We start from the raw sequence: 19,270 nt of genomic DNA on the forward strand, positions 1-19,270 counted from the left end.
ACAGGTTTAAGTTAATAAGTATGAAATGCAGCTTTAATTAACATAACTTTTAAATAAGTTTTTTTCTTTAAGATTTTGGAAACATTAGCTTTACGGATTAAATTTTTTTAAAGATGAAAAAGATAAATTCAATTGTTCTGGTAGTAATGCTCCTTTTGGTGAGCGGTTCATTTTATGGTCAAAGTTTAAAAATTATGACCTATAATATTCGTTTAGATGTTGCTTCTGACGGAGAAAATGCATGGCCAAACCGAAAAGATTATTTTACTTCTCAAATACAATTTTACAGTCCGGATATTTTTGGCGTTCAGGAAGCAACGCCTGGTCAGGTAACAGACATTGCATTGGCTTTATCAAATTACAACAAATTTGGAATTGGAAGAGAAGAAGGAGGATTAGGCGAAGCCTGTACGATTTATTATAAAAAAGACCGTTTTAAGGTATTAGATTCTAATACTTTTTGGCTGTCAGAAACACCAAATGTAGTTTCAAGAGGATGGGATGCAACTTGTAACCGAGTTTGTACTTATGGTCTTTTTAAAGATTTAAAAACAAAAAAAACATTTTACGTCTTTAATCTGCATTTGGATCACATGGGTGAAGTGGCGAGAGTAAAAGGCGTTCAACTGGCTCTTTCAAAAATGAAAGAACTAGATACAAAAAATTATCCTGCTTTTTTAATGGGAGATTTTAACTCGGAACCAGAAACAGCTCAAATTGCTGAAATAAAAAAAGTAATGGATGATACCAAAGATGTGTCAAAAGAAAAAACATTTGGACCATCAGGAACATTCAATGATTTTAAACATAACGAACCTGTTACATTGTTATTGGATTATATTTTTATTTCCAAAAACAGCGGACTTACAGTTCAAAAACATGCAGTGCTGAGTGATTCTAAAGATTTAAAATATCCGTCGGATCATTTGCCTGTTTTAATTGAAATAGATTAAAAATGCTAAACATTAACAAAAAACTTCAAATCTTACTTTTACTGCCTCTTATTGCAGTGCAGATAAAATGCGGATCTTCAAAAAGTATGGCGTCCAGTTCTGGAAAAGCAGAATCATGGATTACCACAACAGATGAAACTTCAAAACTAAAAAAACAAGCGGATTTAGTTTTTACATCAGAAACTAATTCAAACCAAACCATTGAGGTAGATCCTTCTCAAAAATTTCAAACCATAGAAGGTTTTGGATTTTCTTTAACAGGAGGAAGTGTTCAGGCGATTATGAAACTGGATAAAGCTAAAAAAGAAGCTCTGCTTCAGGAACTATTTTCCAGAAATGATGACGCAATTGGTTTAAGTTATCTTCGAATTAGTATTGGTGCATCTGATTTGAATGAAAAAGTTTTTTCGTATGATGATATGCCGGAAGGGCAAACGGATTTAAAATTAGAACATTTCAATTTAGGACCGGATTTAAATGATGTAATTCCGGTTTTACAGGATATTTTAAAAATAAATCCGAATATTAAAATAATGGGTTCTCCATGGTCGCCTCCGGTTTGGATGAAAGACAACGGAAGTTCAAAAGGAGGAAGCTTACAGCCTAAATACTATGCAGTATATGCGCAGTATTTTGTAAAATACATTCAGGCAATGAAATCGCACGGAATTGTCATCGATGCAATTACGCCTCAAAACGAACCATTGCATCCGGGTAATAATCCAAGTTTATTAATGCTGGCAGAACAACAGGCAGATTTTGTTGGAAATCATTTAGGACCGACATTTAAAGCGGCAGGAATAAAAACAAAAATTATTGTTTACGATCATAACTGCAATAAACCAGAATATCCTTTAACGATTTTAAGAGACAGCAAAGCAAATCCTTTTGTAGCGGGATCAGCTTTTCATTTGTATGAAGGCGATATTAGCGCCTTAACGACGGTTCATAATGAATTTCCAAATAAAGATTTGTATTTTACAGAGCAATATACAGGATCAAAAAGCAGTTTTGAAAACGATTTAAAGTGGAGTGTAAAAAATGTGGTAATTGGTTCAATGCGTAACTGGAGTAAAAATGCTCTTTCGTGGGGATTAGCAAACGATGAATACTACAAACCTTTTACACCGGGCGGATGCTCAACGTGTAAAGGTGCCTTAATGATAGATCAAAATCAGAATATAAAAAGAGAAGTAGGATATTATATCATTGGACACGCTTCTAAATTCGTTCCGGAAGGTTCTGTAAGAATTGGAAGTGATATTGTAGGAAATTTACACAATATTTCTTTCAGAACTCCGTTAGGAAAAATTGTTCTGATTGTAGAAAATGATGGAGCTTCAGCAGAAACATTCAATATAAAATACAATCAAAAACAAATTTCAACTTCACTAAACGCAGGTGCCGTAGCCACTTATGTTTGGTAATCAAAACTATTTTCATGAAAAAAATAACCACATTTGCCTTGCTTATGATTTCGCTTTTTGCGGGAGCACAGCAGCAGACAATAGATCAGAAAGTAAATGATCTGTTGAAAAAAATGACAATTGAAGAAAAAATTGGTCAGCTTAATCAATACACAGGTGATAATCAGGCAACAGGACCAATAACCATTAACCCAAACAAACAGGCTGAAATAAAAGCCGGTTTAATTGGATCGATGCTTAATATCATCGGAACAAAATATACCAGACAATATCAGGAATTGGCGATGCAGTCACGACTTAAAATTCCGTTGTTATTTGGTCAGGATGTGATTCACGGATACAAAACAACTTTTCCGCTTCCGTTAGCAGAAGCGGCAAGCTGGGATTTACCAGCTATAGAACTGGCAGCAAGAGTAGCAGCAACTGAAGCGGCGGCGAGTGGTATACACTGGACATTTGCACCAATGGTAGATATTAGCCGTGACCCGCGATGGGGACGTGTAATGGAAGGAGCTGGAGAAGATACATACTTAGGCTCTAAAATTGCTTATGCAAGAGTAAAAGGTTTTCAAGGAAATAAATTAGGAGACCTGAATTCTGTAATGGCCTGCGTAAAACACTTTGCAGCGTATGGAGCAGGTGTGGGCGGAAGAGATTACAATTCTGTCGATATGAGCGAAAGAATGTTGTGGGAAACCTATTTACCGCCTTTTAAAGCCGCTTTAGATGCCGGAGCAGCAACATTCATGAATTCATTTAATGATATTAACGGAATTCCGGCAACAGGAAACGCACATTTACAACGCGATATTTTAAAAGGAAAATGGAATTTCCAAGGATTTGTAGTTTCTGACTGGGGTTCAATTGGAGAAATGGTTGCTCACGGCTATTCTAAAGATCTAAAAGAAGCTGCTTATTCTGCCATTACTGCCGGAAGCGATATGGATATGGAAAGTAATGCGTATCGATATAATTTAGCTCAGTTAGTAAAAGAAGGCAGAGTTTCTGTTGATTTAATTGATGATGCAGTAAAACGTATTCTTCGAAAGAAATTTGAATTAGGTTTATTTGATTATCCTTACAGATATTCTGATGGAAAACGTGAAGAGAAAGCATTAAATAATCCGGAACACAGAAAAGCGGCACTTGAAGTTGCAGAGAAAAGTATCGTTTTATTAAAGAATGAAAATCAGACTTTACCAATTTCAAAAAATGTAAAAACGATTGCATTCATTGGACCAATGGTAAAAGAATATAAAGAAAATATGGGCTTTTGGTCTGTTGAACTTCCAGAAGTTGATTACAACAAATGGATAGTTTCTCAATGGGACGGTCTGCAGAACAAAGCGGGTAAAAACACAAAATTAATTTATGCAAAAGGCTGTGAAATTGAAGGAAATAACAAAGATGGATTTGCAGAAGCAGTAGCAGCGGCAAAACAAGCCGATGTTGTTATTTTAAGTATTGGTGAAAGACGTGACATGAGTGGTGAAGCAAAAAGCCGAAGCGATCTGCATTTACCAGGCGTTCAGGAAGATTTAGTAAAAGCAATTCAGGCAACAGGAAAACCTGTTGTAGTTTTAATAAATGCCGGAAGACCTTTAGTTTTTAACTGGACAGCAGATAATGTTCCAGCTATTGTGTACACATGGTGGTTAGGAACCGAAGCCGGAAATGCAATTGCAAATGTTTTATTTGGAGATTACAATCCGTCGGGGAAACTGCCTATGACTTTTCCTAGAGAAGTAGGACAAGTGCCAATTTACTATAATCATTTTAGTACCGGAAGACCTGCAAAAAATGAGAACGAAACAAACTATGTTTCGGCTTATATTGATTTAAAAAACTCACCTAAATTCCCTTTTGGTTACGGATTGAGTTATACAACATTTGATTACTCTGATTTAAAATTATCGTCATCAAAAATTAAAAGTAATGAAACAATTAAAGTTTCTTTTCAATTAAAAAACAGCGGAAAAGCGACTGGAGAAGAAGTAGCTCAATTATACTTAAAAGATAAATTTGGATCTGTAGTACGCCCGGTTTTAGAATTAAGAGATTTTCAAAAAGTGAAACTGAATGCAGGAGAATCTAAAACAATCGAATTTACTATTGATAAAGAAAAACTTTCTTTTTACAATAATAAAATGGAATGGACGGCAGAACCTGGAGATTTTGAACTTATGATTGGTTCTTCGTCTGCAGATATTAAATTGAAATCAGCTTTTGAATTATTGGCGAATTAGTATAGAATAAAGTTGAAAAAAACGGGGTCTCAATAAGACCCCGTTTTTTATTACAATTATTTATTAAGACGCTTTTTAAAATTGTATTTCAGCATATTTAAAAGTCCTTGCTCAATTATGTCAATTCCAATTCCAAAATTGCTGTCAGCAACTTCATGATGAGCATTTCTAAAATCTTCAAAATCTTTTTGAGGAATTTCAAGATTTACTAATGGTTTAAAATCAATATAAATTGAAGCACCATTTTTAGTTACTTTCTTGCGGCTTGTATAATCAAAATAAGGATTATTGATGGTACTTTCCTGAATAGTATATTTTTCCTGAACATCAATTTTTTGATCTGTTGTTAAATTGACTTCGTACTTTTCGTTGTCAAAATTATGCCAGAAAGGAATATCAGTATGCATAAAATCTCTCGCACCATTTTTAACCATATTTCGGTCAAAATACATTAAAAAGCGATTTTTTTGCTGATCTGTAAAATATGGATTATCAATTTCGGCCTGATATTGAATCGTAAATTCATTCAGTTTTTTATCATCGCTTATAATATCAAGAGCAGCATTTTTAAAAATAGTTCTTATGTCAGTTCCGTTTCTGTCATTTGAATAATTCAAAGTATAAAATAAGAAGTTGTTCCAACTGTCAACAATTTCTCTTTTATTCGTATTCTTAAAATATTTACGCATATAATTAGCACGATTTCCTTTGTATGTCGTAACCAATTTTAACTGTCCAATATTGTTTTGAGCGCTGAAATCTACTTTTTCATTAATGCCATAATAAGAGAATTTATGAGGTTCTCTAATTTGCAGTCCCTGATTTGGTTTTACTTCAAGATAATGCATAAAATAGATAAAACCGCGATTTTCAATTAATCCAAATTCATCTCTTGAAGTTGCATCAATAAAATAGGTTTCGCCTTTGTAATTGATTTTTAAAATTACGTGATTAAAAGTCAGTAAAGACGGAAGATAATGTGTAATGTAGTGATCTGTATTAAAGTTTACCAAGACAACAGACGAATCAACATTCAGGTAATCTAAAACCACTTTCAATAAAACCGATTTTGCTTTGCAGTCTCCTTGTTTGTTTTCATACGTAATGGCTGGTTCCTGTGGTTTGTGACCGTTCATTTCGTCAGCATTATAAGTGTAATAAACATGGTTTTGCACATAATCGACAGCAAATTGTAATTGTTCATCTTTATCTGCAATTGCATCTAGTTTTTCAACCAGTTTAGGAGCAAATTCTTTTAAAGAAGCCTTGCTGTAAACATCTTCATAAAGAGGTGCAATATAATTGGCAAGATCAATCCAGCTGCTATTTGTTGCAAAATCAATAAATGGTGCGATTTCTCTATTGGTATCAAAAAAGTTAATATAGTTTTCTTCTTCAAATACAAATCTTTCACCTTTTTGTAAATAACTGATTTCAGGTTCTAAAACATTTCCTTCTTCATCTCTAAAAAATGTTTTTTTGTATGCAACAGTATCTTTACGATCGTTAATAAATGTAAATTTATAAGTTCCGTAAGCCCAGTAAGTACTTGGAGTAACAAATACGTACTTTAGAAATTCTTTTCGCATAAAATCGCGATCTGTAAATACTTTTACTCTCGAATCTTCTGTAATTAAAACATCATAAAGACGAAGATCTTTTATGGTAATATTTACTTTTTTACTGCTACTTAAAATACCGCCTTCACTTTGGTTTTCGTTGTCGAGCACCTTAATTTTAGTATCGGCAATTTTATCAATTAAAACACCTTCTCGTAAAACACTTATTCTATGAATAATGTATGTTTCATTTTCTTCTACAATAATATCTTTTGCAGATGCACTTTCCAGATTTGATGGCTCGTTAAGTGTATAAGCAACGCACGCATATTCGCTGTTTTCGTTGTCGCTTGTATAATAAACTTTATCTAAAAGATAACAGAAATCTCTTCCTTCTTCGACTTGTTTATTTGAAAAATCGGATTCTTTTATATTTTCAATTAACTGATTGTCATCAATGTTTGGAGCCCAGTTTTCAGGTTTCTGAATTTTGTAATGTTCTAAATCTACTGTATTTTCCATGCTTATAAATATCTAATTTTTATTGGTGTATATTCTTACTAGGAACAGACAAAAGTAAATAATACTAAGAGATTTTTTTCATATATTTTGTAAAACTTATCGGCAATAAAAAACCTCACAATTGTGTGAGGTTTAAATGTATTATATAGAAGATTTTAGAGTTTATTTTAAAACGGTATGAATAAAATCCATAGCGCCAATTCCTTTATAAGATTCAAGTAGAGCTTTATCAAGAGCCTCTCGTTTAGTTTTTTTATTTTTAACTTCTCGCTCAATTACCTCGTTAAAAATTCGTTCCTGCTCTTCGCTGTATTTTAAAGAAGCTTCAAGAAGATAAGTTTTTGAGACGAATCCAAAAGAAGACCAGATTTTAGTTTTAATTCTTTGGTTGATATTTTTTAATGGGCTTGTAATCATAATCTTCTTAATTAAAATTCTGTTTATTTTTCCTCTTTTTAAACTTGGTTTTAGAAAGTATTTTCTTGCTTAAAAGTTGATTTTTAACAATTTAAGTGCTTAATGTGTTATTATGACGCAATGTACTTATTTTTTTGATTAATTGAGTAATTTTAACTTAAATTGTGATTTGTACACTTTTAAAATTTTCAATAATATGATTTATATTATAAAGACTTATTTTTAAAAATTAGGTTACAGTTTTTCAAAATAAAGTAAATTGCATACTTCAATTAACTCGAAAACAGAACTCATTAAACAATAAATGATAAAATCTATATTAGATAATAGTGAAAATTACCAGCCGGGACTTTCTATAGATTGTGTCATTTTTGGATTTCATGATAATCAGTTAAAAGTATTGCTTATTAAGGTTCCTCATAATGAACAATGGTCTTTGCCAGGCGGTTTTATACCCATAAATGAGGATATTGATACTGCAGCAGTGACAGTGTTAAACGAAAGAACCGGAGTAGAAGGTGTTTTTTTGAGACAGTTTTCTACGTTTGGAAAAATTAAGAGAAATGAAAATCATTTTGACAATGAACTTTTAGAATATTTAAACATTAATCCTGAGCAGGGAAAATGGTTAACGAGACGTTTTGTTACCATTGGATATTATGCATTAGTTGATTTTTCAAAAATTTTTCCAAATCCAATAAACCCGCATGAAATTGTAGAATGGATTGATCATAAAGAAGTTCCCAATCTTATTTTGGATCATCGTGAAATTCTGGATAAAGCACTTGATACTTTAAGAGTCGAATTGAATTTAATGCCAATAGGTTATAATTTATTGCCGGAAAAATTTACAATTCCTGAACTGCAAAAATTGTATGAAACCATTTTAGATAAAAAACTCGACAGACGAAACTTTCTTAGAAAAATCACCAATATCGGCATCTTAAAGAAACTGGACGAAAAGAAAAGTAATGTAGCACACAAAGCCCCAAACTTGTATTCTTTTGATAAAGAAAAATACGATGAAGTTCTTAAAAACGGACTAAATCAAGGCTGGTAAAAAATAAGCTTTAATCTTTAAAAATGATAATTATGGTTTCAATTGAAGAATTTAGAAAATTAGCAATGTCATTTCCAGATGCAGCGGAAGAACCTCACTTTGAGAAAACTTCTTTTAGAATTAAGAAAAAGATTTTTGCCACTTTTGATGAAAAAAATAATCAAGCGGTTTTAAAATTAAACGAAATAGATCAATCAGTTTTTTGTTCTTCCAGCGAAAAGATATTTTATCCCGTTCCAAATAAATGGGGACAGCAGGGCTGGACAATTGTCGAACTTTCGAGAGTAAGACCAGAAATGTTTGAAGATGCTTTAATACGTTCGTATGAAAATGTTGCTGCAAAAAAGAAGTAACATTTCTATCTTACAATAGTTCTAAAAGTCAAATTTACTCTGGGTTTTTGGGTTGTTTTAGTTGGTGGAAGTCTGTGTAACCAATGCGTCTGAGTTTCATCTTTCATAACCAATAAACTTCCATGTTCCAAAATCATAGAAACGGTCTCTTTAGATTCTTTATGCTTAAAAGCAAATTTGCGTTCGGCGCCAAAACTAACAGAACCAATTGCTCCGTTTTTCTTTAAATCTTTTTCGGCATCGCTGTGCCACGCCATTCCTTCTTCGCCAGAATGATATAAATTCAAAAGACAGGAATTGAAAGTTTCGCCGGTTTTTTCTTCAATGATTTTTTTTAATTCTAAAAGCTCTTTTGTCCACGGCAGTGCTTTTTTAGTTGTGTTTGAATACGTATATTCAAATTCCTGATCGCCGTACCAGGCTACTTTTCGTTTGGTTAAAATCAATTTTCCAAAAATAATGGCCTCGTCATTTTTCCACTCGATTGTTTCTAATAAAACATCACGGTAAAAATCAGCATCTTTTCTTGAAAACAGTTTTCCATAGTAATTTACTGTTCCATCTTTCGGAAGCAGATTTGTTGTTTCGTCTATTTGAGGATTAAATAAGTCCATTTTTCCAGTTTAGATATTCGGTTTTCATGCAATGTCCACAAGGTCTGAAACCATTTTGTCTGGCTTCACTTTCAGATAAAAAGAAAACCCGATTTTCGCGTCTCATTCGTTTTCCAGAAGAACATTTTAAAGTTCCGTAGATTTTTAGCTTTCGATTGCCACCAAAGCAAATTTCGCCATTTTTAATTTTATTCCGAAGATCAGAATCTGAAATTTTATTGTGTTGAATCATTGTTTTTTAAGTTGCAAAGATTCAAAGGAACAGAGTTACAAAGGCTCTAATCTTTGCACCTTTGTAACTTTGTCTCTCTGTACCTTAAGTTAACGCATCATGAAAAATAATCCCAAGCGTAAATCTTTCTCCCGAATGAACTTCGCTTACACCGTGTTTCATGTTTACTCTATAATATCCTTTTGAACCTTTTACAGGCCTGAAATTGGTTGTGAAAACTAAAATGTCACCTTTTTTAGGTTTCAAAACAATAGCTTTAGATTGCGCTCTTGGCGTTTGCTGTGTTAGAACAAATTCGCCTCCCGTAAAATCTTTATCAGGTTCATTTAAAAAAAGCACAATTTGAATCGGGAAATAAACATCGCCATACAAATCCTGATGTAAAGTATTGAAGCCGCTTTTGCCATATTTTAGAATCAAAACCGTTGCTTTTAATTGATCGTTTTCATGACATTGTTTTAAAAGTTCCTCATGCGTTTTAGGAAAAACGGTATTAATATTTAAAGCTTTCATCCAGGCATTAGCAATTGGAGCCAGATTTGGATAAATAGAAGTTCTGATATTTTGAATTAAATCCGGAAGCGGATAATTGAAATATTTGTATTCGCCCAAACCAAACCGATAACGCTCCATAACAACTGTTTTTCGATATAAATTTGGATTATCATAATCAAATTTTAAGTCTTCACATTGTTCGTTATTCAATACATTCGGAATAATGGCGAATCCATTTTCGTGCATAGATTCGGTTATATTTTCCCAATTAAGAGATTCTATTTTTGTTTTCATGAGTTTGTTTTTGATAGACCTCCGTCGACTCTTAATTCGATTCCATGAATGTACGAAGCGTCGTCTGAGGCAAGAAATAAAGCGGTTTTGGCAATCTCGGCTGGTTCTCCAAAACGCTTAAACGGAAGAGTAGGTGTAACAGCATCAATTGTACTTTTAATGTTTTCCTGACTCATGCCGGTATTATTAAAAATGTTAGTAGAAATATACCCCGGACTGATTCTGTTTACCCGGATTTTCTTTGAAGTACATTCAGCAGCAAAGGTTTTGATAAAGGATTGAACCGAAGCTTTTGCAGCTGTATAAACCGACATATTGGGTTGCCCGATATCAGTTAAAAAAGTAGTGTTTAAAATAATCGAACCTCCTTCAGACATTAAAGGTAAAATTTGCTGTACAGTAAAAAATGTTCCTTTTACCAGCATATTAAAAACCTCGTCAAATTCTTCGATGCTTACATTTTCAATAGAATTGAATTTACCATATCCTGCATTTACAAACAAAATATCTATTTGGTCAGTATACTTTTTTATTTGGTTTTGCAGTTCGAAAATATCTGATAATTGTCCTGCATTCGATACAATTCCGATGGCGTTTTTGCCTAATTCTTCAACAGCTTTATTTACGGTTTTTTCACTGCGTCCGGTTATAATTACTTTTGCACCATTGTTTATGAATTCCTGTGCTGTTGCAAATCCCATTCCGTTGGTTCCGCCAGTTATAAAAGCAGTTTTGTTTTTTAATTTTTCCATTTCTATGATTTTAGAATACAAAGTTTCTAAAATAGAAAAAGCTAAAAAATCCGAAACTTGCGGTGTTTTGGAGTAAGTTTTTCCGCCACGACTCGAGCGATAGCGAACTGGCGAAGCAATTCACGAATTTGTGGCGAAAAAATTATAGATTTAGTTGCGCGCCTTCCCAACCGATAATAGCTGTTTTTCTAGTATTTCCCCACATATAACCGCCAAATGTTCCTGAAGACTGAATCACACGGTGACACGGAATTAGAAATGCAACAGGATTGCTTCCAATCGCTGTTCCAACTGCTCGTGAAGCATTTGGTTTATCAATTTGATTTGCAATTGCACCATAAGTCGAGAGTTGTCCCATTGGGATTTTTAGCAAAGTTTCCCAAACTTTCAGTTGAAAATCGGTTCCTTTTAAATGCAGTTTGATTTCAGATAATTTACTCCAGTCGTTTTGAAAAATAAAGAGTGCATTTTGTTGTGCTAGATCCAATTTCTTAGAGAATTGAGCATTTGGGAATTTATCTTTTAATACAATAAATCCAGCGGTTTCATCTTCGGCGAAAGCCATAAAACAAACGCCTTTTTGAGTTGAAGCGACAATGATATTCCCAAACGGACTTTCGGCAAAACTATAATTGATAGAAAGGTTTTTTCCACCGTTTTTATATTCGGCAGGCGTCATTCCTTCTATGTTTACAAATAAATCGTGGAGACGGCTTGTGCCGGAAAGTCCGGTTTCGAAAGCCGTTTCAGAAACAGAAATCTGATTTTCTTTTAGTAATTTTTTTGCGTGTTCGATACTGGTATATTGCAAAAATTTCTTCGGACTCGTACCTGCCCATTCGCTGAAAAGTCTCTGAAAATGAAACGGGCTCAAATGTACTTTTTCGGCCACTTCATCAAGATTGGGCTGATCTTTAAAATTTGCTTTGATATAATCTATAGCTTCGGCGATACGATTATAATTGATGTTTTCCTGTGTGTTCATCTTCATTCAATTTTATAATACAAATATCGATTGGTTTTGAGAGGTATAAAATCCGAAACTTGCTTTGTTTTTTTAGCCGCAAAGAGCGCAAGGTTTTACGCAAAGTTCGCAAAGTTTTTTTGCCACAAAGTCGCAAAGACACAAAGTTCTTTTTCTCAGTATGGTCATCCTGAGAGAAGTCGAAGGACCGCAAGCAGCTCGACAAAGATTGGTAAAAGCTTAAAATTAAAAACTTTGTGTCTTAGCGTCTTTGCGGCAATATGTCTTAATGCGCCACAGTTTTAGAAAAAACATTCATCACAATCATTTCAATTAATACAAACGAAAAAGTACAAATTAATTTATACAAATAGATTATCTATTTTTTTTCTATCAAAGTCTAGTATCCAATCATTATATTTTTTGTAAATAGGAAAAATAGTATCTTTATCTGTACATATAATATCCAGTCCACGATCATCATACATGTTGAATATTATTTTTTTGTCAATATTTATAATGTAAATTTCAGCATCTGTAAATACTCCTCTTTTATCATATCTTGGTTGTCTTGATAGAAAATCTGAATTTGCAATTGCAGATAAAATATTTCTATAGTTCAATCTTTTAGTAGTAAGTTTTATAGCGGCAATATTTCTAATATCTAATTCATCATTTGGCTCATATAATTTTTTGACTTTTGAATAAGATATCTCTTGTTTCTTAAGGTTGTCAATTTGGTTGAATATATAGTTTGAAAATCTTATTTTTTTTCTTCTGAATTTGTAATCTGTAAGGATTAAGAAAATGTTATCGGTATTAGAAAAAGTAGTTTCAAAAATTGCCACTGCACGTTTGTTTACTTCTTCAAAGTATTTCTCAGTGTTTATATTTTCCGCTTGCAGGTTAAAACGAAGTCCAAATTTCCAGTTGTAAAATAATGGTTTTCTTAACTTTAGCCCTTTAAAGTTTTCGTTTATAAATTCCTGATATTTTGGTTTAAAAGAATTCATAATCTCTTTTTCATTTTATAATTAATCAATTCAACATTCTGTCGAATATTTTTTTGTTCAGTTTTTACAACAAATCCTTTCTTTTCAAAAAATGGTCTTGCAGTTATACTGACATCTGAAGTTATGATTTTTGAATTATGTTTTTTGGCTTCGACTTCCAATTCATTCAAAAGGTTATCTGCAATTCCTTGTCTTTGGAAGTCTTTATGAATATAGAAAAAATCAATATAATTTCCATCTTTTAAAGTTCCAAAACCAGCAATTTGATTTTCGATTATAGCCAATAGAACAAATTGTGTGTTTAGAACTTCAATCCATCTTTTGGTATTATTTATTCCTGAACTCCAGACTTTTCTTTGTTCTTCGTTATAATCATTTTTACAGACAGATTGAATGGTTTCAACATAGAGTTTTTGCATTTCTTCCAAATCAGAAAATGTGGCGTTTCTAAAAATCATTTTGAAAATTTAAATTTAATGGACCACAGTTTTAGAAAAAACATTAATCACAATAACGCCAAGTATAATTAGTGCTAAACCTACAATTGCCGGTAAATCCGGAATCTCTTTAAAGAAAACTGCGCCTATTATTGTGATTAAAACAATGCCAACACCAGACCAAATTGCATAAGCAAAACCAACAGGAATTGTTCTAATAGCAAAACTCAAAAAATAAAACGCACCGCAATAACCAATTACAGTAATAATACTCGGCAGAAGTTTAGTGAATTCTTCAGACTTTTTTAATGCTGAGGTTGCGATGATTTCAAAAATTATAGCAAGAAATAGAAATAGAAAATTCTTCATGGTTTATTTTTTTGCAAAGGTAAAATACTATGTATTTAGAAGAGACACAAAATGCGGTGGATTGATTAAAGATTCTTTTTCTAACTTTATTTAAAAAAAAGCTCTTTCGTTTTTACATAGAAGTATATAATTCATCTTCTATATTGTTTGTTTTGCTCAGGACTTCCTTTAATGTTTTACCTATAATTACAGCGCTTTCATAATCCAAATCACCAGAACTTACCGCAGCAATTTTTATATCAATTTGGTTTCTAAAATCATAGACATAGAAAATTCCACCTCCATTAAATGCAATAGGTAAAAATAAAGGGGTATAAATATCAAATTGGTATTCCTTATAAAAACTCTCAATTTCAGTTAATGAAAAATAACCAAACTCCCTTTCATTATTTATAATTCCTCCACCATTAGAAAATTTTAATAACTCAAATAATTCTTCTGGGATGTAAATTTCATTTGGGAGTGAATTCTTGCCGTCAAATCTTATTTTGGATTCTTCCTTTAAACCTTCTTGCTTGCTGTAAAAAGTCAAGATATTGTACCACATTGATTAAGATTTTAAATTTTACTACAAAAATATCAAATATTAATCTTACAAAAAGGCGGAGTAAAAAGATTATTTCAGATCATTTTTTGCAAAAGAAACACTAATCAATTTATAGCCGTTTTCGGTTCTTAAAAATTCAAAATGATCCTGTCCGGAATCAAGTTTGTTTTTCGGATTTATTACAATATCCATAGTGGGATATTGCCAGTCTTTAGATTCGTTACAATTGTTGAAATATATGCTGTATTCCTCAGATTCATAAATAAACTGATTTAATCCATCAGAAGAAATAAAGTAATCTGTTTTTTTTGCATTTAACTGCTGTAATTTTAGTTTTAAAAGAGTGTAATTCTGCTCTATAAATTTGGTTTTAGATTCGTTTATCCAGCCGTCGGGTTCTTTCCAATAGGTAATTTTATCAAAAGAATGGTTTTCTAAACCAGCTTTGGATAAATTGGGTAAAAAAGTGCTTTTAAGCCAATGTTTGAAATCTTTATCATAATTAATAAATGAATAATATATGCCGTCGACTCCCAGAAAACTTTCTCTAGTTTGGTCTTTACTTGGTTCTTTTGATTTTTCTAATGAATAAAAATTTAGATCGTTACTGTCTTTGAAATTTTCGACCAGGATTTTGTTATTTATATCTATTAGAAACTGTTTTCCGCCAGTCCAGAAATAATGTTCGCCGTCTTGCTTTTTTTCAGCATCTTTTAGAACAGCAATAATTCCGTTTTGCACTTTTGATACTCCGTTATATTCGGCAGGAATTACAATTTTTCCTTCGCTGTTAAAGATTCCCATTTTATCCGTTTTACGATCTGTAAATCTTATGAAGCCTTCATTTTCACAATCTGGTCCGTTATCAAAAACATACAAACTGTCTCTCCCAACAACTTTTCCTTGTTTGGTTAAATAATAACTTTTCCATTTTCCGTTTTCTTCTTCAGAAACAGCAATGATATTTTCGAATTCACGGGCAATTGTAAAACCTGTAAATTTTGGTTCGATTTTTATTGTGCCGTTTTTGTCTTTAAAACCAATAAGTGTAGTGTCTTTATTTGGAAAAGACGTCCAAATATCATTGGTTTGAGCAAATGCTGAAGAGTTCAAACTGAGAAGTAAAACGAGGATGATAACTTTTTTCATAAAAATATATTTATCTGATATAGGCTTGTAATTCATTGTTTTTTGCTTCTTCAAAACAATCAGAGCATAACATCTTAAAATCGGCTAAGGTTTCAAAAGTATCAGTCCATTCTTCATTATTATCCAGCAGGTATTGTTCACAAGAACTACACCAAGCAATTTGAGGAAGATCTTCCTCGGCTTCTGAATAGAAAAATCCAACTTGATTTTTTGAATCTATTGCAGCCGCGATATGAATGCAGGTAAAAGACATTTCTTTTGAACCATGTAAATCATATATAATTGTCTCGATCATTTATTAGTATTTTAAATTTTAAAGGTAATGCTACATTACTTCAATTAACTTGAATTGTAAGCTATTATTGCAGAATTCGGTATGTAAAGTTAATTCGGTTTCTTTGTGATCTGCAGTGAAAATTTTTGCTTCAATACCAAAATTTTCAGATGAATCGTATTTGAAAATACTGAAATGAGTTTTAAGAATTTTGAGTTTTGGTAAATTTTGAGTTTCAAAATACTCGAATAATTCTTCTTTGATTTCTTCAAAAACAGCCGTATTGATTCCGAAATTGTTTTTTAAATTCTCGAAATTCATTGTATTAATATTATCTATTAATTCGGCGTTTAATTTGAATGCATCGGGCAAGATTTTTTCTTCTGTCATTTTTATAATTGAATTTCAAATTTAAAGTTATAAATGAAAAAAGCTGTAAATGTCTTGTTAAATTAAATTAGAAAAAAGAAACCCGACAGGTTTTAAAACCTGTCGGGTTTGATATAGTAAAGAAATCTGAAATCTAAACTTAGAAATCTAAAATTTCTTAGTATCTGTAGTATTCTGGTTTGAATGGACCTTGAACTTCTACACCAATATAAGCTGCTTGATCTTCACGTAAAGTTTCTAATTCAACGCCTAATTTAGCTAAGTGTAAAGCAGCAACTTTTTCATCTAAATGTTTTGGTAACATGTAAACTTCATTTTTGTATGCTGCAGCATTGTTCCATAATTCGATTTGAGCTAAAGTCTGGTTTGTAAATGAGTTACTCATTACGAAACTTGGGTGACCTGTAGCGCAACCAAGGTTTACTAAACGACCTTCTGCTAAGATAATGATATCTTTTCCAGCAATAGTATATTTGTCAACCTGAGGTTTGATTTCGATTTTAGACGCACCGTGGTTTTTGTTTAACCAAGCCATGTCGATTTCGTTATCAAAGTGTCCGATGTTACAAACAACAGTTTTGTCTTTCATTTTTTCGAAATGACTTCCAACAACGATATCTTTATTTCCTGTAGTAGTAATGATGATATCAGCATTAGCAATTACAGTATCTAATTTTTTAACTTCGTAACCGTCCATTGCAGCTTGTAAAGCACAAATTGGATCGATTTCAGTAACTGTTACGATAGAACCAGCACCTCTAAAAGAAGCTGCAGTTCCTTTTCCTACGTCACCGTATCCGCAAACAATTACTCTTTTTCCAGCCAACATTAAGTCAGTTGCACGACGAATAGCATCAACAGCAGATTCTTTACATCCGTATTTGTTGTCAAATTTAGATTTAGTAACAGAATCGTTAATGTTGATTGCAGGCATTGGAAGAGTTCCAGCTTTTACTCTTTCGTAAAGTCTGTGAACACCAGTTGTAGTTTCTTCAGAAAGACCTTTAATTCCAGGAACTAATTCTGGGTAACGATCGATAACCATGTTTGTTAAATCTCCACCGTCATCAAGAATCATGTTTAATGGTTTTCTGTCTTCACCAAAGAATAAAGTCTGCTCAATACACCAGTCAAATTCTTCTTCGTTAAGACCTTTCCAAGCGTAAACAGAAATTCCGGCAGCAGCAATTGCAGCAGCAGCCTGATCCTGAGTAGAGAAAATGTTACAAGATGACCAAGTAACTTCTGCACCAAGAGCGATTAAAGTTTCGATTAAAACTGCAGTCTGAATAGTCATGTGAAGACATCCAGCAATACGAGCACCTTTAAGAGGCTGCTCATCTTTATATTCAGCACGAAGTGCCATTAAACCTGGCATTTCAGCCTCAGCCAATTCAATTTCTTTTCTTCCCCAAGCCGCTAGAGAAATATCTTTTACTTTGAAAGCCACATAAGGCGTAGTTGTAGTACTCATTTATATTATATTTGTATATGTATAATTTTTTGCAAATTTACATAATAGCTTTTTATTTTTACTACTTTCTGTAAGATTTGTGAAATCTTTAATTTCTTAATCTTTAGAATGTTAGTTTAGGAATCGTTTTTAACCATATAAGTGATATAAGTTCATTAAAAAAAGATTCTTAAATGTATCTTTGCTTTTCTTAAAGTGCAGATTTAGTACAGATACTTAAATTTACTTAATAAATATTTTAGCCCAAAGTTATATTCTCTTATATAACTTTTATGGTTTATTAAAAAAACAACAAACAGTTCAAAATGCCTCTATTTCAAACCATACAATTCAACGAGAACACCAAGATTTTAATTTGGAAGATTACAGAATCTTTTGACGAATTGTACAGTCAAGTGACTTTAAAAGAAAAGACTCAACGAAGATTGGACGGAATGAAATCGGAACTTCATCAGCGTGCTTTTTTAAGCGTGAGAATGCTGATTCAGGAAATGGGTTTTACAGATAAGGATTTACATTATGATGAATTCGGAAAACCTTATTTTGACTGCCATAACTATATTTCAATAACGCATTCGTACAATTATGCAGCGATAATTATTAGTGAAGAAACTGTTGGAATTGATATGGAATTGCAACGTGAAAAAATCATCAGAATCGCGGATAAATTTACTGATTATGAATGCAGTTATCTGGAGCCAGATTTAACGGAAGATTATATAAAGAAATTAACCGTAATCTGGGGAGCCAAAGAAGCAATCTTTAAAATCAGAAATGAAAAAGGAATTAGTTTTAAAGATCATATTTGTGTTGAAGACTTTTCTTTAAACGAAAAACAGACTTCTGCAAGTCTGTATTTTGATGATTTAGTAAAAGATTTTGATGTGCATTATCTCGAAATAGAGAATTTTACGTTGGTTTATGCTTTTGAAAATTGAAATTCCAATTTGAAAATTCCAAATTCCAAGTCCCTCAAAAGGTAGACATAAATAGCTAAACTTCGCTTTCTTTTTGTCTGTGCTGAAACATACTCATAAACAAAAAAGTGCTCATTTTTCTGGCACGTCTTTTTAAAGTATCGGCATTTTCGCCTTCAAAATATTCGTCTATTGTTTGAAACCAGTGATTAAGCCAGATTCCAAATTCGTTTGCGGTGATTTTTTCGTCAAAATGAGCGTCCACTTCATTATGAACGGCGTGCGGATTTCCTTTGTATTTTCGGATCCCAAAGAGATTGGTTTCCCAAAAATCTGTTAGTTTTTCGAGATGTGCATCCCAATCAGAAATCATTTCGTTAAAATAAAAGCCGATTTCTTCATCGGCTCTTATTTTATCGTAGAAATGGTTGACTAAAAAATTTACGTCAGCTCTATTTTCTATTTGTTTTTTCACAGCAATAAAGTGTTTATAAGAATAAATACTACACTTAAAACTGAGCTCAAAATTAAAAGATTAAAAACAACTTTATGTTTCATTTGAGCTAAAATTGAAGTGTTTACAAATATACAAGCTAAAACAATAATTGCCAGTTGTACCATTTGAAGAATAGAAGTTCCGTTTGATAAAACGTACATTGCAGCAGCGCCTCCTAAACAGCTTTGCCCAATTACTGCCATTGCAGCAGAACCCATATAATTTTTATTGAAAATGTCGAATGTGGTTTGATATAGTGTCATGATATTCAGATTTTTATATGACAAATGTACGCCCACATTCGATGTTCATTTTA

The 19,270-nt window shown here is 32.4% G+C and carries 23 protein-coding genes; 6 read left to right on the forward strand and 17 right to left on the reverse strand.

What is annotated here, in order from left to right; translation table 11 throughout:
• The first annotated feature begins 113 nt into the window (after positions 1–113).
• From ABD859_RS08275 to ABD859_RS08285, 3 genes are read left to right on the forward strand one after another with little or no spacing between them, the layout of a single operon-like run.
• Entirely contained in the window at positions 114–953 is an 840-nt protein-coding gene (locus ABD859_RS08275) for an endonuclease/exonuclease/phosphatase family protein (RefSeq protein WP_345142775.1), read from the forward strand.
• 2 nt (positions 954–955) lie between these two features.
• Positions 956–2,380 carry a glycoside hydrolase family 30 protein gene (locus tag ABD859_RS08280; RefSeq protein ID WP_345142779.1) on the forward strand — a complete coding sequence of 475 codons (1,425 nt, stop codon included), beginning with the start codon at positions 956–958 and terminating at the stop codon, positions 2,378–2,380.
• Between the two features lie 14 nt (positions 2,381–2,394).
• Entirely contained in the window at positions 2,395–4,626 is a 2,232-nt protein-coding gene (locus ABD859_RS08285; protein WP_345142782.1) for a glycoside hydrolase family 3 N-terminal domain-containing protein, read from the forward strand.
• A 56-nt stretch (positions 4,627–4,682) separates the two neighbouring features.
• Here ABD859_RS08285 and ABD859_RS08290 read toward each other — a convergent pair whose 3' ends face one another.
• Together ABD859_RS08290 and ABD859_RS08295 are read right to left on the reverse strand one after the other, a co-directional pair.
• Positions 4,683–6,707 carry a transglutaminase-like domain-containing protein gene (locus ABD859_RS08290; RefSeq protein ID WP_345142785.1) on the reverse strand — a complete coding sequence of 675 codons (2,025 nt, stop codon included), beginning with the start codon at positions 6,705–6,707 and terminating at the stop codon, positions 4,683–4,685.
• 162 nt (positions 6,708–6,869) lie between these two features.
• Positions 6,870–7,124 (reverse strand): hypothetical protein, encoded by a 255-nt coding sequence (locus ABD859_RS08295; RefSeq protein ID WP_345142788.1) that lies wholly within the window; start codon positions 7,122–7,124, stop codon positions 6,870–6,872.
• A 304-nt stretch (positions 7,125–7,428) separates the two neighbouring features.
• Here ABD859_RS08295 and ABD859_RS08300 point away from each other — a divergent pair, with 304 nt between their 5' ends.
• Both ABD859_RS08300 and ABD859_RS08305 read left to right on the forward strand, forming a co-directional pair.
• Positions 7,429–8,184: an NUDIX hydrolase gene (locus ABD859_RS08300; protein WP_345142791.1), complete on the forward strand. Its 756-nt coding sequence runs from the start codon at positions 7,429–7,431 to the stop codon at positions 8,182–8,184.
• Between the two features lie 32 nt (positions 8,185–8,216).
• Entirely contained in the window at positions 8,217–8,537 is a 321-nt protein-coding gene (locus tag ABD859_RS08305; RefSeq protein ID WP_345142794.1) for an MmcQ/YjbR family DNA-binding protein, read from the forward strand.
• Positions 8,538–8,542: 5 nt separating this feature from the next.
• Here ABD859_RS08305 and ABD859_RS08310 read toward each other — a convergent pair whose 3' ends face one another.
• The 13 genes from ABD859_RS08310 to ahcY form a co-directional block, all read right to left on the reverse strand.
• Complete coding sequence (locus tag ABD859_RS08310; RefSeq protein ID WP_345142797.1) at positions 8,543–9,151, reverse strand: alpha-ketoglutarate-dependent dioxygenase AlkB family protein; 609 nt, start codon at positions 9,149–9,151, stop codon at positions 8,543–8,545.
• Complete coding sequence (locus ABD859_RS08315; RefSeq protein WP_345142800.1) at positions 9,138–9,383, reverse strand: Ada metal-binding domain-containing protein; 246 nt, start codon at positions 9,381–9,383, stop codon at positions 9,138–9,140. Before ABD859_RS08315 ends, ABD859_RS08310 begins: the two co-directional genes overlap by 14 nt.
• An 84-nt stretch (positions 9,384–9,467) precedes the next feature.
• Positions 9,468–10,172, reverse strand: coding sequence for a 2OG-Fe(II) oxygenase (locus ABD859_RS08320; protein WP_345142803.1), 705 nt, complete (start codon positions 10,170–10,172; stop codon positions 9,468–9,470).
• Positions 10,169–10,924 carry an SDR family oxidoreductase gene (locus ABD859_RS08325; protein ID WP_345142806.1) on the reverse strand — a complete coding sequence of 252 codons (756 nt, stop codon included), beginning with the start codon at positions 10,922–10,924 and terminating at the stop codon, positions 10,169–10,171. The genes ABD859_RS08320 and ABD859_RS08325 overlap by 4 nt, the downstream gene beginning before the upstream one ends.
• A gap of 142 nt (positions 10,925–11,066) precedes the next feature.
• Positions 11,067–11,909: a bifunctional helix-turn-helix domain-containing protein/methylated-DNA--[protein]-cysteine S-methyltransferase gene (locus ABD859_RS08330; RefSeq protein ID WP_345143893.1), complete on the reverse strand. Its 843-nt coding sequence runs from the start codon at positions 11,907–11,909 to the stop codon at positions 11,067–11,069.
• Between the two features lie 341 nt (positions 11,910–12,250).
• Complete coding sequence (locus ABD859_RS08335) at positions 12,251–12,901, reverse strand: DUF3885 domain-containing protein (RefSeq protein WP_345142809.1); 651 nt, start codon at positions 12,899–12,901, stop codon at positions 12,251–12,253.
• Positions 12,898–13,359 carry a GNAT family N-acetyltransferase gene (locus tag ABD859_RS08340; RefSeq protein WP_345142812.1) on the reverse strand — a complete coding sequence of 154 codons (462 nt, stop codon included), beginning with the start codon at positions 13,357–13,359 and terminating at the stop codon, positions 12,898–12,900. Before ABD859_RS08340 ends, ABD859_RS08335 begins: the two co-directional genes overlap by 4 nt.
• A 15-nt stretch (positions 13,360–13,374) precedes the next feature.
• Complete coding sequence (locus ABD859_RS08345) at positions 13,375–13,707, reverse strand: DMT family transporter (RefSeq protein ID WP_345142815.1); 333 nt, start codon at positions 13,705–13,707, stop codon at positions 13,375–13,377.
• 112 nt (positions 13,708–13,819) lie between these two features.
• On the reverse strand, positions 13,820–14,254 hold the full coding sequence (locus ABD859_RS08350) for an SMI1/KNR4 family protein (protein ID WP_345142818.1): 435 nt from the start codon (positions 14,252–14,254) through the stop codon (positions 13,820–13,822).
• A gap of 69 nt (positions 14,255–14,323) precedes the next feature.
• A complete protein-coding gene (locus ABD859_RS08355) occupies positions 14,324–15,403 on the reverse strand; it encodes a WG repeat-containing protein (RefSeq protein WP_345142821.1) in 1,080 nt (359 codons plus the stop codon).
• A 10-nt stretch (positions 15,404–15,413) separates the two neighbouring features.
• Entirely contained in the window at positions 15,414–15,698 is a 285-nt protein-coding gene (locus ABD859_RS08360) for a hypothetical protein (RefSeq protein ID WP_345142824.1), read from the reverse strand.
• Between the two features lie 30 nt (positions 15,699–15,728).
• The gene (locus ABD859_RS08365) at positions 15,729–16,067 is read right to left on the reverse strand and encodes a hypothetical protein (protein WP_345142827.1); all 339 of its coding nucleotides are present in this window, start codon (positions 16,065–16,067) and stop codon (positions 15,729–15,731) included.
• A 157-nt stretch (positions 16,068–16,224) separates the two neighbouring features.
• A complete protein-coding gene (gene ahcY / locus ABD859_RS08370; protein ID WP_345142830.1) occupies positions 16,225–17,541 on the reverse strand; it encodes an adenosylhomocysteinase in 1,317 nt (438 codons plus the stop codon).
• Between the two features lie 305 nt (positions 17,542–17,846).
• Here ahcY and ABD859_RS08375 point away from each other — a divergent pair, with 305 nt between their 5' ends.
• The gene (locus ABD859_RS08375) at positions 17,847–18,479 is read left to right on the forward strand and encodes a 4'-phosphopantetheinyl transferase family protein (protein ID WP_345142832.1); all 633 of its coding nucleotides are present in this window, start codon (positions 17,847–17,849) and stop codon (positions 18,477–18,479) included.
• A 55-nt stretch (positions 18,480–18,534) separates the two neighbouring features.
• On the opposite strand, the gene ABD859_RS08380 is transcribed toward ABD859_RS08375, so the two are convergent.
• Together ABD859_RS08380 and ABD859_RS08385 are read right to left on the reverse strand one after the other, a co-directional pair.
• On the reverse strand, positions 18,535–18,933 hold the full coding sequence (locus ABD859_RS08380; protein ID WP_345142834.1) for a group III truncated hemoglobin: 399 nt from the start codon (positions 18,931–18,933) through the stop codon (positions 18,535–18,537).
• Positions 18,930–19,217 (reverse strand): hypothetical protein, encoded by a 288-nt coding sequence (locus ABD859_RS08385; RefSeq protein ID WP_345142836.1) that lies wholly within the window; start codon positions 19,215–19,217, stop codon positions 18,930–18,932. The genes ABD859_RS08380 and ABD859_RS08385 overlap by 4 nt, the downstream gene beginning before the upstream one ends.
• Positions 19,218–19,270: the final 53 nt, after the last annotated feature.

Origin of the sequence: Flavobacterium ginsengiterrae, from assembly GCF_039539785.1 — a bacterium.
GTDB classification, from domain to species: domain Bacteria; phylum Bacteroidota; class Bacteroidia; order Flavobacteriales; family Flavobacteriaceae; genus Flavobacterium; species Flavobacterium ginsengiterrae.

Coding starts and splice junctions, on each gene's coding strand:
- ABD859_RS08275 (WP_345142775.1), top strand. CDS start 114: ATGAAAAAGATAAATTCAATTGTTCTGGTAGTAATGCTCCTTTTGGTG.
- ABD859_RS08280 (WP_345142779.1), top strand. CDS start 956: ATGCTAAACATTAACAAAAAACTTCAAATCTTACTTTTACTGCCTCTT.
- ABD859_RS08285 (WP_345142782.1), top strand. CDS start 2,395: ATGAAAAAAATAACCACATTTGCCTTGCTTATGATTTCGCTTTTTGCG.
- ABD859_RS08290 (WP_345142785.1), bottom strand. CDS start 6,707: ATGGAAAATACAGTAGATTTAGAACATTACAAAATTCAGAAACCTGAA.
- ABD859_RS08295 (WP_345142788.1), bottom strand. CDS start 7,124: ATGATTACAAGCCCATTAAAAAATATCAACCAAAGAATTAAAACTAAA.
- ABD859_RS08300 (WP_345142791.1), top strand. CDS start 7,429: ATGATAAAATCTATATTAGATAATAGTGAAAATTACCAGCCGGGACTT.
- ABD859_RS08305 (WP_345142794.1), top strand. CDS start 8,217: ATGGTTTCAATTGAAGAATTTAGAAAATTAGCAATGTCATTTCCAGAT.
- ABD859_RS08310 (WP_345142797.1), bottom strand. CDS start 9,151: ATGGACTTATTTAATCCTCAAATAGACGAAACAACAAATCTGCTTCCG.
- ABD859_RS08315 (WP_345142800.1), bottom strand. CDS start 9,383: ATGATTCAACACAATAAAATTTCAGATTCTGATCTTCGGAATAAAATT.
- ABD859_RS08320 (WP_345142803.1), bottom strand. CDS start 10,172: ATGAAAACAAAAATAGAATCTCTTAATTGGGAAAATATAACCGAATCT.
- ABD859_RS08325 (WP_345142806.1), bottom strand. CDS start 10,924: ATGGAAAAATTAAAAAACAAAACTGCTTTTATAACTGGCGGAACCAAC.
- ABD859_RS08330 (WP_345143893.1), bottom strand. CDS start 11,909: ATGAACACACAGGAAAACATCAATTATAATCGTATCGCCGAAGCTATA.
- ABD859_RS08335 (WP_345142809.1), bottom strand. CDS start 12,901: ATGAATTCTTTTAAACCAAAATATCAGGAATTTATAAACGAAAACTTT.
- ABD859_RS08340 (WP_345142812.1), bottom strand. CDS start 13,359: ATGATTTTTAGAAACGCCACATTTTCTGATTTGGAAGAAATGCAAAAA.
- ABD859_RS08345 (WP_345142815.1), bottom strand. CDS start 13,707: ATGAAGAATTTTCTATTTCTATTTCTTGCTATAATTTTTGAAATCATC.
- ABD859_RS08350 (WP_345142818.1), bottom strand. CDS start 14,254: ATGTGGTACAATATCTTGACTTTTTACAGCAAGCAAGAAGGTTTAAAG.
- ABD859_RS08355 (WP_345142821.1), bottom strand. CDS start 15,403: ATGAAAAAAGTTATCATCCTCGTTTTACTTCTCAGTTTGAACTCTTCA.
- ABD859_RS08360 (WP_345142824.1), bottom strand. CDS start 15,698: ATGATCGAGACAATTATATATGATTTACATGGTTCAAAAGAAATGTCT.
- ABD859_RS08365 (WP_345142827.1), bottom strand. CDS start 16,067: ATGACAGAAGAAAAAATCTTGCCCGATGCATTCAAATTAAACGCCGAA.
- ahcY (WP_345142830.1), bottom strand. CDS start 17,541: ATGAGTACTACAACTACGCCTTATGTGGCTTTCAAAGTAAAAGATATT.
- ABD859_RS08375 (WP_345142832.1), top strand. CDS start 17,847: ATGCCTCTATTTCAAACCATACAATTCAACGAGAACACCAAGATTTTA.
- ABD859_RS08385 (WP_345142836.1), bottom strand. CDS start 19,217: ATGACACTATATCAAACCACATTCGACATTTTCAATAAAAATTATATG.